Raw genomic sequence first — 13,849 nt, 5'->3', positions numbered from 1 at the left:
TGATTCCACACCCATGACACTTACCGACACCCTCAACCGCCCTCTGCGCGACCTGCGCATCTCGGTCACCGACCGCTGCAACTTCCGCTGCGTGTACTGCATGCCGCGCGAAGTATTCGATGCCGATTACCCCTATCTGCCGCACGACGCGATTCTCACCTTCGAGGAGATCGCGCGCGTCGCGCGCCTGTTCGTCGGCCTGGGCGTGAAGAAGATCCGGCTCACCGGCGGCGAGCCGCTGGTGCGCAAGGACCTGCCCAAGCTCGTGGCGATGCTGAAGTCCCTCGGCCCGGTGGTCACGCTCACCACCAACGGCTCGACGCTGGCGCGGCAGGCGCGCGCGCTCAGGGACGCCGGACTCGACCGGATCACCGTGAGCCTCGATTCGCTCGACGACGCGACCTTCCGCCGCATGAACGACACCAACAACAGGACGATCATCGACACCAACGACAAGACGATCGTCGACACCAACGACAAGGCGATCGTCGATACCAATGACAAGGCAATCCTCGACCCGGTCTTTCTGAGAACCGATGTGCCCTTGGCGGGGGCCATGCTATTCCTGGCTGATGCCAGTGGGGCGCCCCTGCCTGGCACTCAGATGGTCATGAGTGACCAGAACGGGAACTTCGCCTTCCCGGGGGTGCCATCAGGCTTCACCGTGATGGTGGTGGCTCAGGCCCGCCACAAAACGGGACGCCTGGCCCAGTTCAAGACCCTGGCCCGTGGCCAGGGGCAGCCGGCTGCCGTCGATACCGGCTCGACCCTGGCCACCTCGGCCCTGCTGCGCGATGGCGGCGGGCGGTTGGGGGACTTCTCGCCCCAGCAATTCCAGCGCTTGCGCGCCAGCATCAACGAGGACGTGCGGCAGAACGGGGCGCCCGACCTCTCGGATGAGAAGGCCGTCTCGACACGCTTGGACCAGCTGACGAGCAATGTGGGCGCGCTGCGCGAAGACGTGCAGGCGCTGCGCGCAGAAATGCAGAAGAAAAACGAGGCGATCGATGCCCTGCTGGCTGCCCTCAAGGCGCGGCCGCCGTTGCCGAGCCCCGCTGCCTCCGCCACGGCCGGGCCGATGCCGGCCCCCCGTCCCTCGCCCGTTTCAAGCGCATTTCCCTCCCAGGCGCCCTCGCCCCAGCCCTCCGTGCCGGGGGCCGGCCTGCCGGCCAGCGCCGAACCGCTGCGCGCCACGCCCACACCGGACCCGGCGCTGCCGTTGTCGCCCTCGCCGAATTCATCGCGAGCCACCCCCACTCCGACGCCCCTGCTGGTGGTAACAACACCCCCGCCGGACCTGGTTCGACCGCTGCCAACGCCCACGCCGACCCCCGCGCCCGCCCGGGCCACCCCCACCCCCACACCGGTGCGCGCCACGCCCACGCCGACCCCGACGCCGCCGCTGCGACGTTGAGACCAGCTGCCAGGCCCCATCGGCGAGTCAGGCTGCCGAGGCGCTTCGAACGGTTGGCACTTCGGGTACATGGTTGATTGGGCTCCCAAAAGGCCTCGTCGAGTTACCCAGCGGTTCCGATCCACGCGGGAGGTGAACCTTGTCGAAAATCACGTCGTCGGGTTCTCTGGTGGCCAAGCTTGCGGCAGCGTCTGCCCAGGGTAAGACGGCCTCCGCGGTGAGCGGGGATGGCAAGCCGCCACGTGCGGCGGAGCAACCTCCCGTGGCCGTTGACGCGCCGGAGGTGACGGGCGACCGGCTGACGCAGCAAGCGGAGGCATCAACAGCCTTGCAGGCAGCAGCCCAGGCCGATTATGGCGAATTGCCATTCGACGGCGCCGCTTCTTCGGCCACCCTGGCGCCTGCGAGCAAGGCGCGCCTGCTGGAACTGGCAGAGGCGGATTCGCAACTGCTCGCAGCCATCGAGGAAGCTGACCGTCGTGGCCTGCTGACTCAGACCGACAGCCTGGGGGTCACCCTCCACGAACGGCTCCAGACCTTTCTCAAGGAAGATGAAACGGCCATCCTGGAACTGGCGAATGGCGTATTTCCCGGCGAGATGGTGCCCCGGCATCGCGAACCGGCCCGGGAGGATGACCCGCCTGCCAGTCAACCCAAGCTCGGGGGACTTCTGAACGGTGCGGAGCGTCGGGAGGTCGCCACCGCCGTCCTCAATCAGATTCTGGTGCCTGGCAACATCCGGCAGATGGGAGACAATGACACCTGCGTGGCGGTCAACGCGCAGATGCTCTGGGCCGTGAGCGAGCCGGCTGAATATTTCCGGGTGGCCTCGGCGCTGGTAGATGAGGGCAAGGTCTCGTTCAAACGCAAATCCCGAAACGAGGATGGCGCGAAGGAAAAGCTGAAGCTGAATGTGGACAAGGGGCTTGATGGGAAAAAGAACTCCAAGTATTTCAATGCGCAGGGCCTCGACGCGAACGGCCTCGTCAACGCGGCGATGCAAACGGCGCTGACCGCCTTCTCCACCGGCAAGTACTTTGCCCAGAGCGATGAACGCAAGTCGGGTAAAGGCCCCAAACAGTCCAATGATGGCCTTTCGCGGGTGGAAGCCACCCAGCTTCTGCGCAAGCTGACAGGCAGCACACCTGTCTTCGCGACCCAGGATCCTCAGGCGCTGGCCAGCTCACAGGCTTTGGTGGGGGCCCAGGCTGACGGCACGGAGCCGGATGGATACTTTCACAGCGTGCAGACCGGGGTGGCGAAGCTGCAGCGTCGCCTGGAAACGGATCGCCGCGCCAGCGTGGCGATCCGGTCACCCGAAGGGTCGCAGGCCTATGCCCACCTGGTCAATGTGCTCGGGATTTCGGACACGGAGGTGCGCTTCCTCGATGGCCTGGGTGAGCATGTGCTGGCGCGGGAGGAATTCGAAGCCCTGATGGACCTCGACCCGGGCAGGATGGCAGAGGGCGGCATCGGCGGTTGGGTGGGGCTCTCGTCCTATGCCTATTCTTCCGGCGGGCGCAGAACCTACTAGAATGTCGGCCCTGCTCCAAGGCAACGCGGCGCTCGTCCCCCAAACCTACTCGTAGCGCAGGGCGTCCACGGGGTCGAGCCGGGCGGCTTTGGCGGCCGGATAGATGCCGAAGAAGACGCCCACCGCGGCTGAAAAGACGAAGGCGCCCACCAGGGCCAGCGGAGAGAAGACGAAGGGCAGGCTGGCGGTCAGCGAGACGATCCACAGCACCAGCAGGCCACTCGCGATGCCGACGCTGCCTCCCACCAGGCTGAGCGTGCCGGATTCGATCAGGAACTGACGCAGGATCGCGCCGGTTTTGGCCCCCACCGCCTTGCGGATGCCGATCTCCCGGGTCCGTTCGGTGACGGACACGAGCATGATGTTCATGATGCCGATCCCGCCTACCAGCAGTGAAATCGCCGCAATGCCGGCCAGCAGGACGGTGAAGGCGCCCGTCACGGCCGTGACGGTCGAGAGCACGTCGGCCTGGGTCTGGATGCGGAAGTCGTCCTCCTTGCCGAACCCCAGGTGATGCCGGCGGCGCAGCACTTCGCGGATGCGTTCGTCGCTGACTTTCAGCAGGTCTTCGTGGGCGACGCGCACCAGCACGGAGTTGAGCCGCTCGCCCGTCTCGACGATGCCATGATAGGCCCGGATCGGCACGAAGGCCTGCTCATCGACCGAGCCGAACAGACCGCCGCCTTGGGGCGCCAGCACGCCCACCACGCGAAAGCGACGCTCGCCGATGCCCACCCGCGCGCCGAGGGGGTCGATCAGCCCCTCCTTGAACAGGTCGTCAGCCAGGCGCGAGCCCAGCACGATCACGCGCGCACCCGTGCGCGCTTCCTGTTCGGAGAAGAAGCGGCCACGCCCCTGCTTGAGCGCCCGCACCGTCACCACCGTCGGATCGCAGCCCAGCAAGGTGCCGCCTTGCAGCTTGCTCCCTGCGCGAAAGACCTGGGTGCCGAAGGCGCTCGGGGAGACGGCGTCGATGCCCGGCAGCGCCATCAGGGCCTCGGCGTCGGCGAGCTTCAACGGCGCCGCGTTGATGTTGGGGGGGCCCATGTTCTTCTGCGACTTCGGGTTGCCCGGCGTGATGATCAGGACCCGCGCGCCCAGGCCCTGGATCTGCCCCGTGATGTAGCTCTGCGACGCTTGCCCCAGGCCGATCATGACGATCACGGCAAAAACGCCGATGATGATGCCGAGCATGGTCAGGCCCGCCCGGACCTTGTTGAGGAACAGGGACTCGAAGGCGTTACGGATTGCTTCCTGGCTGCGCATGGGCGTCCCTATTCGTATCGCAGCGCGTCGACGGGGTCGAGCCGGGCCGCCTTGAAGGCGGGGTAGGCGCCGAAGAACACGCCCACGGCGGCCGAGAAGACGAAGGCGCCAACCAGGGCCAGCGGGGAGAAGACAAACGGCAATTTGGCCCAGCTGGTGATGCCCCAGATCGCCAGCAAGCCCAGCCCGATGCCGAGCGTGCCTCCGGCCAAGCTGACGGTGCCGCTTTCGATCAGGAACTGGCGCAAGATCGCGCCCGTCTTGGCTCCCACTGCCTTGCGAACGCCGATCTCGCGGGTTCGTTCGGTCACGGAGACGAGCATGATGTTCATGATGCCGATGCCGCCCACCAGCAGCGAGATCGCCGCGATGCCGGCCAGCAAGACGGTGAAGGCGCCCGTCACCAGCGAGACAGTGGCCAGGATGTCGGCCTGGCTTTGAATCTTGAAGTCGTCCTCATCGTCGCCCCGCAGGCCGTGGCGGCTGCGCAGCAGCTCGCGCGTCTGGTTCTGCACGGCCGGCAGCAGTTCGTCGCTTTCGACCTTGACCAGCACCGAGACCAGGCGATCGCCCGTGTCCGTCAGGCTCTGCATGGCGCGGGTGGGGATGAAGCCCAGGTCGTCGGTCGAGCCCAGTGCCGCGCCGGTGCTGCCGGCCAGCACGCCGACCACGCGAAAGCGCTGCTCGCCGAGGCGCACACGCGTCTCCAGCGGTGAGCCCAGCGTCTCCTTGAACAGGTTGCTGGCCAGCGAGGGCCCGATCACGATCACCTTGGCGCCCGTGCGCCATTCGGTGTCGCTGAAGAAGCGTCCCTCGGCGATGCGCAGGCCCCGCACCGCCTGCGCGTTGGGGCTCGTGCCGACCACCTGCGCGCCCACGCTGGTCTTGCCCACGCTGATCAGGCCCTGGAAGAAATTCTGGGGCGAGGCGAAGCGCACGCCGGGCAGGCGCTGCAGGGCCAGCGCGTCACTGATCTTCAGCGTCTGGGCGCTGCTCAGGCCGCCGCCCCCGAAGCCTCGCTGGGTGCGCGGGTTGCCCGGCGTGACGACCAGCACGCCCGCGCCCAGGCCCTTCACCTGGTTGGTGACGTAGGCCTGAGAGCCCTGCCCCAGGCCAATCATGACGATCACGGCAAAGACGCCGATGATGATGCCGAGCATGGTCAGCAACGAGCGGACCTTGTTCAGTACCAGCGCCTCGAAGGCGATCGCCCCGTACGTCTCCGCGCGCATGGTCAGGCGAGCCGTTGCTGGGCGACGGGTTGATCGTCGACCAGGCGTCCGTCCTGCATGCGCAGCATGCGCCGGCAGTAACTGGCGACTTCGGGTTCGTGCGTCACCACCAGCACGGTCATGCCGTCGTCGTTGAGCGCCTGGAACAGGCGCATGATCTCGATGCCGGTGCGGGTGTCGAGTGCGCCGGTCGGTTCGTCGGCCAGCAGCAGTTGGGGCCGGTTGACGATCGCCCGCGCGATCGCGACGCGTTGCTTCTGCCCGCCGGACAGCTCGTTCGGGCGGTTGACCAGGCGATCGCCGAGCCCGACGCGCACGAGCGCCTCCCGGGCCCGGTCGCTGCGCACCCGCGGCGGCACGTCGGCATACAGCAGCGGCAGTTCGACATTCTTCAGCGAGCTGTAGCGGGGCAGCAGGTTGAAGCTCTGAAAGACGAAGCCCAGTTCGTGGTTGCGCACATCGGCCAGCTGGTCGTCATTCAGGTCGGCCAGATGGCGGCCGGCCAGCCAGTAATCACCAGTGGTTGGCCGATCCAGACAGCCGATCAGGTTCATCAGGGTCGATTTGCCGGAGCCGGATGCCCCCATGAGCGCCACCATCTCGCCGCGTTGCACCGTCAGCGCGACGTCATGCAGGGCGTGGTAAGGCACCGCGCCGCCGTAGATCTTGTTGATGCCGACCATCCGAATGACGGTCTCAGGCTGCGGCGACACGGCAGTCTCCTAGCGGCTGGGGCCTGGACTCGGCGCCACCGCCCCGTTGTAGGCCACCCGCTCACCGGCGCTGAGGCCCGATTTGACCTCGACGTATTCGAGCGTCGTGATGCCGGGCGTGATGCGGCGCTCCACCGTGTTGCGGCCTTCGATCACCTTGACGACGTAGCCGTCCAGCTTGCGCTCGACCGCGCCGACGGGCAAGGCCAGCACGTTGGGAATTTCCCGCACCACGATGCGCGCGTCCGCGCTCATGCCCGGCTTGATGCGGGACAGTGGGTCGGCGAAGCGCACCTCGACGGGAAAAATCTGCACGTTGCCGCTGCCGGTCACGCTGGCCCGACTCACGTGGGCGATCGTGCCGGTGGCGGGTTCGTCGGGGTAGGCATCGAAGGTCAGGCTGACCAGCCCGCCGCGCTTCAATTTGGGGACGTCGAGTTCATCCACCGGCAGGTCCACCTTGAGCGCGTCCAGATCCTGGAACTGGGCCAGGGGCGTGCCGGGCGCCACCCAGGCGCCCGGTTCGACCAGCCAGTCCGTCAGGGTGCCCGCGAAGGGGGCGCGCACGGTCGTGCGGGCCAGCGCATCGCGGGCCAGCGCCACGGCCGCGCGGCCCTGGCGGCCGGCGTTGCCCACGGCCGTGAGGGCCTGGGCATAGGCATTCTCCGCGTTGATGACGGGAGCGCCCAGGCGCGCCCGCGCCAGCTCCTGCCGGGCGAGCCGCTCGTCGATGCGGGCCTGGGCCAGTTGCTGACGCTGCTGCTCGGCCGCCTGGGCGGTCACGCCGCCTTCGGCCAGCAACCCCTGGGTGCGGGCGCTGTCCTGCTCCAGCTGGCGCACCAGCAGCTGGGTTTTCTCCAGGCGCTCGCTCAGGCTACCCAGCGTGATGTCCTGGCCGTGCAGCACCTCCTCGCGGCTGGCCCGCACGCCGGCCAGCTGGGTATCGGCCTGTCGCTGGGCCGTTTCGGCGTTGGCCAGGGCGCTTTCGAGCTGCAACCGGGCCTGGGTATCGTCCAGTCGCAGCAGCGGCAGGCCGGCACTGGCGCGCTGATTCTCCGCCACCAGCAAGCGGTGTACGGTGCCGGTCACCTCGGCCTTGAGCGTGACGGCACGGGCCGGCATGACCATGCCGCTGACCTCGACGAGATCCTGCAGGGTGCGGGTTTCCACCAGCACGGACGGCGGCGCCTTGCGCCAGGGCTGCCAGGCCACCAAGGCTGCGCCGCCCAAGACGAGGACGGCCAGACCGGTCAACCAGACAGGGCGTCGGGTGAAAATGGAAACAGACTCGGACATCCGCTGGCCCCCTGAGGTGCAACAGCTTACCACGCCACGGGCCGCGCTGCTGTCGGCCCGTGGCCCGGCTCCACGGCCATCGCCGGCACGAGCCGGGGAGCGCGTGAGCCAGGTGTTCCCCCGTGCGGAAAAACGCTGGCAGGGTACAAGGGCGCCAGGATCCACTGCCGCGCGCCACGAAGCGCTTCGCTGCAGGTCGCAATTAGGAAGAGGTGTTCGTTGAAACAACTGATCGTCTATGCCCACCCCAACCCCCAGAGCTTCTCGCGCGCCATTCTTGACACGCTCGAGGCCAGTTACAAGGCGCAAGGGCACGAGGTCGTCGTGCGCGACCTGTATGCCCTGAACTTCGACCCCGTGCTCAAAGGCAGCGATTTCGTGGCCATGAAGGCCGGGCAGTTGCCGGCCGACATCACGGCGGAGCAGGGCCACATCACCTGGGCCGATGCCGTCACCGTGGTCTATCCGGTCTGGTGGACCGGCCTGCCCGCCATCTTGAAGGGCTGGGTCGACCGCGTGTTCCTGTATGGCTTCGCCTACCAGTATGGCGCCGCCGGCGTCGAGGGATTGCTCAAGGGCAAGAAGGCCCTGCTCGTGAGCTGCCACGGCACCCCGGCGGAGTATTACGCAGGCATGCAGGCCGCGATGAAGCAGACCTCGGATGCCGGCATCTTCGAGTTCAGTGGCTTCGAAGTCGTGGAACACCTGTTCTTCGGCGGCGTGCCCTCGGTCGACGACGCGGCCCGGCAGGGCTACCTGGAACAGGTGCGTCAGGCGGCTGAGCGCCACTTTGCGCCGGCCACGGTCTGAGCGCTGGGGCCCAAACACAAACCCCGCGCCGAAATTCCGGCGCGGGGTTCTTGGTGAATGGGGCGATTACTTGATCGACAGGGCGTATTCAGCCAACGTCTTGGCGTCGGCTTCGCTGACCTGAGCCATCGGAGGCATCGGGATCTGTCCGAAGCTGCCCTTGCCGCCCGCCCGGATCTTCTTGGCCAGCTTGGCGACGTCTTTCTTGGTGTACTTCTTGGCGACGTCCGAGAAGTTAGGGCCCATTTTCTTGGGATCCTTGGCACTCAGGCCGTGGCAGGCCACGCAGCCGTTCTTGTTGAACAGGTCGGCACCGCTGGAGGCCAGCGCGGGCGAGGCCGACAACAGGAGGGCGCCGATGGTGGAGGCGGCCAGCGTCAGGCCGAGCAAGGGGGCGGGTTTGCGCATGGGGAGGAACTCCTGGCAAGTGAGGGTGGATTCCGTCAGGCCTTATACCCGATCGTCCTGGCTTTCACAAGCGGGGCGTTTCCCGCTCCGGCCAGCCTTGGAGGCGGGCCAGGCGCGGTTCAGGGCGCCTGTCCTTCGTGGGCGGTTTCCTGGCGCTGCCGCGAGGCCATTCTGGCCAGCACCTTGCGCCGGCTGGGATCATCCAACTGCTCCCACTGGCGGATCTCGTCGGCCGTGCGCCGGCAAGTCGCGCACCAGGGAAATTTCTGGTGGCGATCGCAGCGGCGGACGCAGGGACTGGGAATGGTGCCTTTTTTGGGCATGGCTGGCTCTCGCGTGGGGCGCGCGGGGGGGGCTGGAGCGCCCCTGCGATCTTAGCAGCCCGGGTTTGCCTTGCCGATCGGCTGGACAGGTTAGAACGTTTGTTCTAAAATGGGCGAAGCCTGATAGCGGCGCTCATTTCAATGATTGGAGGCCTGGCCGTGCTCGCTCATCGCCGTGTGCAACCCCTGGAAGTCGATGTGACCGATTGGGCCCGTCCGCTGGGTTTGTTGTGTGAGGTCAGCCTGTCCCCGGGCTTGTGGGCCCTGTGTCAGCAGGCCCCTGCGCCGCTGGATGCCGAACGCGCCGTCCGCTATTTTTTGACGGGTCTGATCCGGGCCATCCGGCGAGATGGGGTCGAGGTGTCCGACGTCTGGTTGTTTCCGATGGTGCTGAGGGAATGGCGCCTGAACCTGGTGGCTCGGCGCGAGGGGCGTCGCATTCACCTCGATGGATGCCTGGCAGGCTGAGCGCGTCGTCCGCGCGGCGTGCGCCATTTGCTGGCAGGCGCCGGTCGCAGGGGAACCCATCCCCCGGACTGAGCGGTTCTCGGCTCGTTGCAAGCGCCCGGACTTGGCTATCTCCCGGCGGTTCAGATCCTGTAGGCTTGAAGCATCCATACGGGGGTAGCCAGCCATGACCACGACACTGCCGACCACGGGCCTGGGTGAGACCGGGCGCCTTGTCACGCGGGTCGGATTGGGCGGGGAGGGCGTCCTGCGCACGCGCGGTCGCGCGGCCGAGGCGCAAGCCGTCCTGACGGCCGCGCTCGAAGCCGGTATTACCTACTTCGATTGCGCGCGCGCCTACGCCGACAGCGAACGCTATCACGGGGCCCTCTGGGGGCGGCGCCCGGCAGAGCGTGAGCGGGTCTTTCTGACCAGCAAATCGGCGGCCCGCGACGGCGGAGGGGCTCGGCGGGAACTGGAGGACACCCTCACGCGCATGGGGGTTGAGGAACTCGATCTCTGGCAAATTCACGATGTCCGCACCGCGGCCGACCTGGATGAATTGAGTCACCCCGGCGGGGCGCTCGACACCTTTGTGCGGGCGCGAGAGCAAGGTCTGGTGCGCCACATCGGCGTGACGGGTCACCACAGTCCGCGGGTGCTGCTCGACGCGCTCGCCACCTGGCCGCTCGACACGGTCTTGCTGCCGGTGAATCCGATGGAAGCGCTGCTGGGAGGCTTCCTGACCGAGGTGCTTCGCGCCGCGCGCGCGCGCGGCCTGGGCGTGATCGGGATGAAGGCCCTGGGCGGTGCGGGCGCCGTGGGGGGGGCCGGGGGCGGACGTCTGGTCCAGGCTGGCTTCGAGGCGCAGGAACTGTTGCGCTTCGCGCTCGCTCAACCGGTGGATGTGGTGATTGTGGGCTGCGCCTCACCCGCCGAGGTGCAGGCCCTGGTCGCGGCCAGCCAGCTGCCTCCGCTCACTGCTTCGGAGCAGGCGGGCCTGTGCGCCCGTCTCGAACGCCACGTGGAAGCCCTGGCCGGGTATCGTGGCGACTTCAGCCCGCTGGCCTGAATCACCCGACTCGCAGAAACTGGGATCCCGCGCACAGCGGTCAGCTCGGGGGCGCGGCTAGACTGGAAAGGTTCTCGTCGTCGGAGAGGGGCCTTTCCATGGCAATTTCCTGTGATGTCACCGCGACGGCCGCAGGCGGTCGCCCTTGGCTGACCCGCACCGTGCTGGCGTTGCTGGTGGCCGCCGTGTCGCTTGCGCTGTCGGCTGGTCCTGTGGCCGCTGCCGAGCGATCGAGCGCCTCTCTCGTACCCTTGGGGGAGGCCTCGCTGGAAACCTTGCCCGGCCTTCAGACGGGAGCCCCCTTCGAGGTTGCGTGGGCGGGTGCGCGCCAGCAGGCCGCCGACCCACGCTGGGCAGCGGGTCTGGCCCTGGCCGTCCCGGCGGCCATGGCCTTGCCCTCGACCGTCGGCGTTTGGCTGCCGGCGATCGCCGCTCCGCTCGGGCTGGCCGCCGGCCATTTGTATCTGGGGCAAGCTGAACGGGCAGCCGGTTACGCGCTCGGAGGCGTCGGGGCCGCCACGCTCGGTGGCGTCGGGGCTTACTGGCTCGCCGGACAGTTCAGTGGCGCCTCGCCTCTGACGGCTTGGGCCGGATTTGGCCTGGGGGTCGCCTCGGTGGCCACCCTCGCCGCGCTGGATGCGTATCGCCTGGCCCAGGCGCCCGACTCCCCGGAAGCCGCGCAAGGGCCCACGCTGGCTGCGCGCCGGCGCTGACGTTCGTTGCTCGCTCGCAGAGCCCCCAGGGCCACCCGCCCCAGCCGGGAGAGCCCCTTCAGCAGACGCTCAGAATGCGCAGGTCGTCTTCACTGAGCTGCCACTGACGATGGCGAGGCCGCGTGACGGTGTGCCGGCACGACTCCGCCAGACGCTTCCAGGCGGACAGACCCCTGAGAAACTGGGCGGCCCCGGCGGGTCCCTGAAAGCCCCCGTGGGCCAGGGCGGTCTGGGCACAGCGGCGGAGCAAGGTCTCGGCTTCCGCGAGCAGGCCCGCTTGCGCCGCCACCCAGGCCATCACCCCGCCATGTTGATGCAGATCGCCACGCGACAGGGCTTCGTCACGGGTTCTGGCGTCACAGGCGCTGACCAGCGCGACCAGCAGCAGGTCCTCAATGCTGGTTCCAGCCGTGCGTTCCGCGTCTTGGATGCGTTCCTTGGCCGCGGCGGCGGCTGCCCAGCGTCTGGCGCCCGCGACGGCATCGCCACTGGCGATGGAGAGATGACCCAGCGCGATCTGAGCCTGGTGATAGAGCGCTTCCAGGCCCACATCCGGGGGATTCAGGCGCGCGTGACGTTCGATCCAATCGATGGCGGCTTCCAAGGGCTTGCGCCAGCGCTGAGCCAGCTCGGCGTCGCCCGTTCGCAGCGTGAACTCGGCGCAGGCCCAGGTGACCAGGGCGTGCGCCCGGGCGCCTTGAATGGCATCACGACTGAAGCTCGGCTTGCCTGGAAAGGAAGGGCGCGGAACGCGCTTCAACCAGTTCACCAGCTTGCCCATCGGGTGACGCCCACTGCGCAATGTCACCGGCAGCGAGCCGTCAGCGCGCTGGGCCTGCAGCAAGCGCTCCAGCACCCGTCGCACCTGGGGGAGGCGCCCCAGTTCGAGCGCGCCCAGGGCCGCCCACGCAGCCGTCTCGGCATCGATCGTCGGCTGTGCGTCCAGCCAAGACTCCTCGCGCCCGCCGAGGCATTCACTGGCCAGCGCTTCCGCGGCTTCGAGTTCGGCTTCCGGATCTGGCGGCAAGGCGACAGGCGGAGTGGCTTCCAAGGGAGCAGAGCGCTGGCGGCGACGAAATGGTGGCATGGAGGTGGCTTTCCAGGAATCTGTCCGCAAAAGTTGTGACCGATGCACTGCGTTATGTTGCACAGCGTAAGGCCATATTCTGCTGGCAGGCAAGCCCCGACTTACCCCCTCAATCTCGGCTTTTTACTGACGGTTCCAGGCTGGAGGCCAGCTGTAAACGAATTGTAAATAATCGTAAAATTATGCCGTCAGGACGGACGGCACGTTTTCAGTCAATTCGGTCTCATTCTCGGGTTCCGAAGCTGCCACGCACGTAGCGATCGCCATATCGCCCGTGACGTTCAGCACCGTCCGGCACATGTCCAGCAGGCGGTCGATGCCGAGGATGATGCCAATGGCCGTTCCCGGCACGCCAATCGTTCCCAGCACGATCACGATCATCGGGAGGCTACCACCGGGGACCCCCGCTGTCCCGATGCCGGCCAGCACCGAGAGCAACATCACGGAGGCTTGCTGGCTCAGATCCAGCTGGATGCCGAACATCTGGGCCAAAAACAGTACGGTGACCCCTTCGTACAGCGCGGTGCCGTTCTGGTTCGCGGTGGCGCCAATGGTGAGGACGAAATGGCTGACGCGCCGGGGCAGCCGCAAATCTTCGGTCGCCGCCGCCAGGGCCGTGGGCAAGGTGGCCGCACTGGAGCTGGTGGAGAAGGCGGTCAGCATGACCGTTCGCATGCCGCGGAACCAGGCCAGCGGGTCGCGTCGCCCGATCAGGCGCACGCCCAAACCGTACACGACCAGCTGGTGGAAGGCCAGGGCGCCCAGCACCACCAGCACGTAGCGGCCCAGCATCAAGACGGTGTCCGCGCCGAGCGTGGCGGCCACCACGAACATCAGGCCGGCCACGCCGAATGGCGCCAACCACATCGCAAAGCCAATCACCTGAAGCATCACGGCCTGAATGCTCTCGAGCAGCGACTTCAACGGGGCGGCCTGTTCGGGCTTCACCGAGGCCATGGCGATTCCCAGCACCAGGGCAAAGACCATCAGGGGAATCAAGCCTCCCTCGAAGGCGCGGGCGGCCTCTGCCAGGGGGTTTTTGGGGATGACTTCCACCAGCGTTTGCGCCCACGACTTGGCCTGAGCGGCCTGGGCCACGGCGTGCTGAACCTCGCCACCGCCCACGGCCTGCAACAAGGCCTGGCGCTGGGGTTCCGCCAGGCCCACGCCGGGTTGAAAGACATTCACCGCGAACAGGCCGATGGCCACCGCCAGCGCGGAGAACAGCAGGGTCAGCCCGAGTGTCTTGATGCCGACGCGTCCCACGCGTCCGACATCCCCCATTTCAGCCACTCCCAGCGCCAGCGCCGCTACCACCAGGGGAACCACGACCATGAACACACTGCGCAGGAACAGCTGACCGAGCGGTGCAGCCACGTTCTGCACCAGCCAGGGCAGGAGCGGGTCGCTCTCCAGGGAGAGGCGTGCCATCAGGCCAAGGGCCAGGCCAATCAGCATGCCGAGCAAAATTCGAGTGTGGGAAGGCAAGGGCGGGTTCCTCCGGTCGGGGCGCTCCCTCCTCTTTACCCGCGCG

13 protein-coding genes and 1 pseudogene are annotated in these 13,849 nt (G+C 67.5%); 6 read left to right on the top strand and 8 right to left on the bottom strand.

The annotated features are described in order from the left end of the window. Together VKP62_01950 and VKP62_01945 are read left to right on the top strand one after the other, a co-directional pair. Nucleotides 1–427 (top strand): annotated as a pseudogene (locus VKP62_01950) (radical SAM protein). Between the two features lie 1,126 nt (nt 428–1,553). Then, a complete protein-coding gene (locus tag VKP62_01945) occupies nt 1,554–2,948 on the top strand; it encodes a hypothetical protein (protein MEB3195941.1) in 1,395 nt (464 codons plus the stop codon). A gap of 45 nt (nt 2,949–2,993) precedes the next feature. On the opposite strand, the gene VKP62_01940 is transcribed toward VKP62_01945, so the two are convergent. Genes VKP62_01940 through VKP62_01925 form a run of 4 tightly spaced genes read right to left on the bottom strand, consistent with a single transcriptional unit; the run spans nt 2,994 to nt 7,455 of the window. Further along, nucleotides 2,994–4,214 carry an ABC transporter permease gene (locus VKP62_01940; protein ID MEB3195940.1) on the bottom strand — a complete coding sequence of 407 codons (1,221 nt, stop codon included), beginning with the start codon at nt 4,212–4,214 and terminating at the stop codon, nt 2,994–2,996. An 8-nt stretch (nt 4,215–4,222) separates the two neighbouring features. Next, a complete protein-coding gene (locus VKP62_01935; protein MEB3195939.1) occupies nt 4,223–5,446 on the bottom strand; it encodes an ABC transporter permease in 1,224 nt (407 codons plus the stop codon). Between the two features lie 2 nt (nt 5,447–5,448). Next, nucleotides 5,449–6,129 (bottom strand): ABC transporter ATP-binding protein, encoded by a 681-nt coding sequence (locus VKP62_01930; GenBank protein ID MEB3195938.1) that lies wholly within the window; start codon nt 6,127–6,129, stop codon nt 5,449–5,451. A 39-nt stretch (nt 6,130–6,168) separates the two neighbouring features. After that, nucleotides 6,169–7,455 carry an efflux RND transporter periplasmic adaptor subunit gene (locus VKP62_01925; protein MEB3195937.1) on the bottom strand — a complete coding sequence of 429 codons (1,287 nt, stop codon included), beginning with the start codon at nt 7,453–7,455 and terminating at the stop codon, nt 6,169–6,171. Between the two features lie 219 nt (nt 7,456–7,674). Here VKP62_01925 and VKP62_01920 point away from each other — a divergent pair, with 219 nt between their 5' ends. Continuing rightward, the gene (locus VKP62_01920; protein ID MEB3195936.1) at nt 7,675–8,265 is read left to right on the top strand and encodes an NAD(P)H-dependent oxidoreductase; all 591 of its coding nucleotides are present in this window, start codon (nt 7,675–7,677) and stop codon (nt 8,263–8,265) included. A 66-nt stretch (nt 8,266–8,331) separates the two neighbouring features. Here VKP62_01920 and VKP62_01915 read toward each other — a convergent pair whose 3' ends face one another. Both VKP62_01915 and VKP62_01910 read right to left on the bottom strand, forming a co-directional pair. Beyond that, the gene (locus tag VKP62_01915) at nt 8,332–8,673 is read right to left on the bottom strand and encodes a c-type cytochrome (GenBank protein ID MEB3195935.1); all 342 of its coding nucleotides are present in this window, start codon (nt 8,671–8,673) and stop codon (nt 8,332–8,334) included. 119 nt (nt 8,674–8,792) lie between these two features. Beyond that, the gene (locus VKP62_01910; GenBank protein ID MEB3195934.1) at nt 8,793–8,996 is read right to left on the bottom strand and encodes a DUF1289 domain-containing protein; all 204 of its coding nucleotides are present in this window, start codon (nt 8,994–8,996) and stop codon (nt 8,793–8,795) included. A gap of 159 nt (nt 8,997–9,155) precedes the next feature. Between VKP62_01910 and VKP62_01905 the strand changes: the two genes are divergently transcribed. From VKP62_01905 to VKP62_01895, 3 genes are all read left to right on the top strand, one after another. Next, entirely contained in the window at nt 9,156–9,464 is a 309-nt protein-coding gene (locus VKP62_01905; GenBank protein MEB3195933.1) for a hypothetical protein, read from the top strand. A 166-nt stretch (nt 9,465–9,630) separates the two neighbouring features. Beyond that, nucleotides 9,631–10,515 (top strand): aldo/keto reductase, encoded by an 885-nt coding sequence (locus tag VKP62_01900; protein ID MEB3195932.1) that lies wholly within the window; start codon nt 9,631–9,633, stop codon nt 10,513–10,515. 98 nt (nt 10,516–10,613) lie between these two features. Next, the gene (locus tag VKP62_01895; protein MEB3195931.1) at nt 10,614–11,228 is read left to right on the top strand and encodes a hypothetical protein; all 615 of its coding nucleotides are present in this window, start codon (nt 10,614–10,616) and stop codon (nt 11,226–11,228) included. Between the two features lie 58 nt (nt 11,229–11,286). On the opposite strand, the gene VKP62_01890 is transcribed toward VKP62_01895, so the two are convergent. Then, the gene (locus tag VKP62_01890; GenBank protein ID MEB3195930.1) at nt 11,287–12,315 is read right to left on the bottom strand and encodes a hypothetical protein; all 1,029 of its coding nucleotides are present in this window, start codon (nt 12,313–12,315) and stop codon (nt 11,287–11,289) included. A 180-nt stretch (nt 12,316–12,495) separates the two neighbouring features. Continuing rightward, complete coding sequence (locus VKP62_01885) at nt 12,496–13,803, bottom strand: dicarboxylate/amino acid:cation symporter (protein ID MEB3195929.1); 1,308 nt, start codon at nt 13,801–13,803, stop codon at nt 12,496–12,498. Nucleotides 13,804–13,849: the final 46 nt, after the last annotated feature.

Source organism: Candidatus Sericytochromatia bacterium (assembly GCA_035285325.1).
Lineage (GTDB): Bacteria > Cyanobacteriota > Sericytochromatia > S15B-MN24 > JAQBPE01 > JAYKJB01.
This window is presented reverse-complemented; position numbering and strand designations above follow the sequence as displayed.

Coding starts and splice junctions, on each gene's coding strand:
- VKP62_01940 (MEB3195940.1), bottom strand. CDS start 4,214: ATGCGCAGCCAGGAAGCAATCCGTAACGCCTTCGAGTCCCTGTTCCTC.
- VKP62_01935 (MEB3195939.1), bottom strand. CDS start 5,446: ATGCGCGCGGAGACGTACGGGGCGATCGCCTTCGAGGCGCTGGTACTG.
- VKP62_01930 (MEB3195938.1), bottom strand. CDS start 6,129: ATGGTCGGCATCAACAAGATCTACGGCGGCGCGGTGCCTTACCACGCC.
- VKP62_01925 (MEB3195937.1), bottom strand. CDS start 7,455: ATGTCCGAGTCTGTTTCCATTTTCACCCGACGCCCTGTCTGGTTGACC.
- VKP62_01915 (MEB3195935.1), bottom strand. CDS start 8,673: ATGCGCAAACCCGCCCCCTTGCTCGGCCTGACGCTGGCCGCCTCCACC.
- VKP62_01910 (MEB3195934.1), bottom strand. CDS start 8,996: ATGCCCAAAAAAGGCACCATTCCCAGTCCCTGCGTCCGCCGCTGCGAT.
- VKP62_01900 (MEB3195932.1), top strand. CDS start 9,631: ATGACCACGACACTGCCGACCACGGGCCTGGGTGAGACCGGGCGCCTT.
- VKP62_01895 (MEB3195931.1), top strand. CDS start 10,614: ATGGCAATTTCCTGTGATGTCACCGCGACGGCCGCAGGCGGTCGCCCT.
- VKP62_01890 (MEB3195930.1), bottom strand. CDS start 12,315: ATGCCACCATTTCGTCGCCGCCAGCGCTCTGCTCCCTTGGAAGCCACT.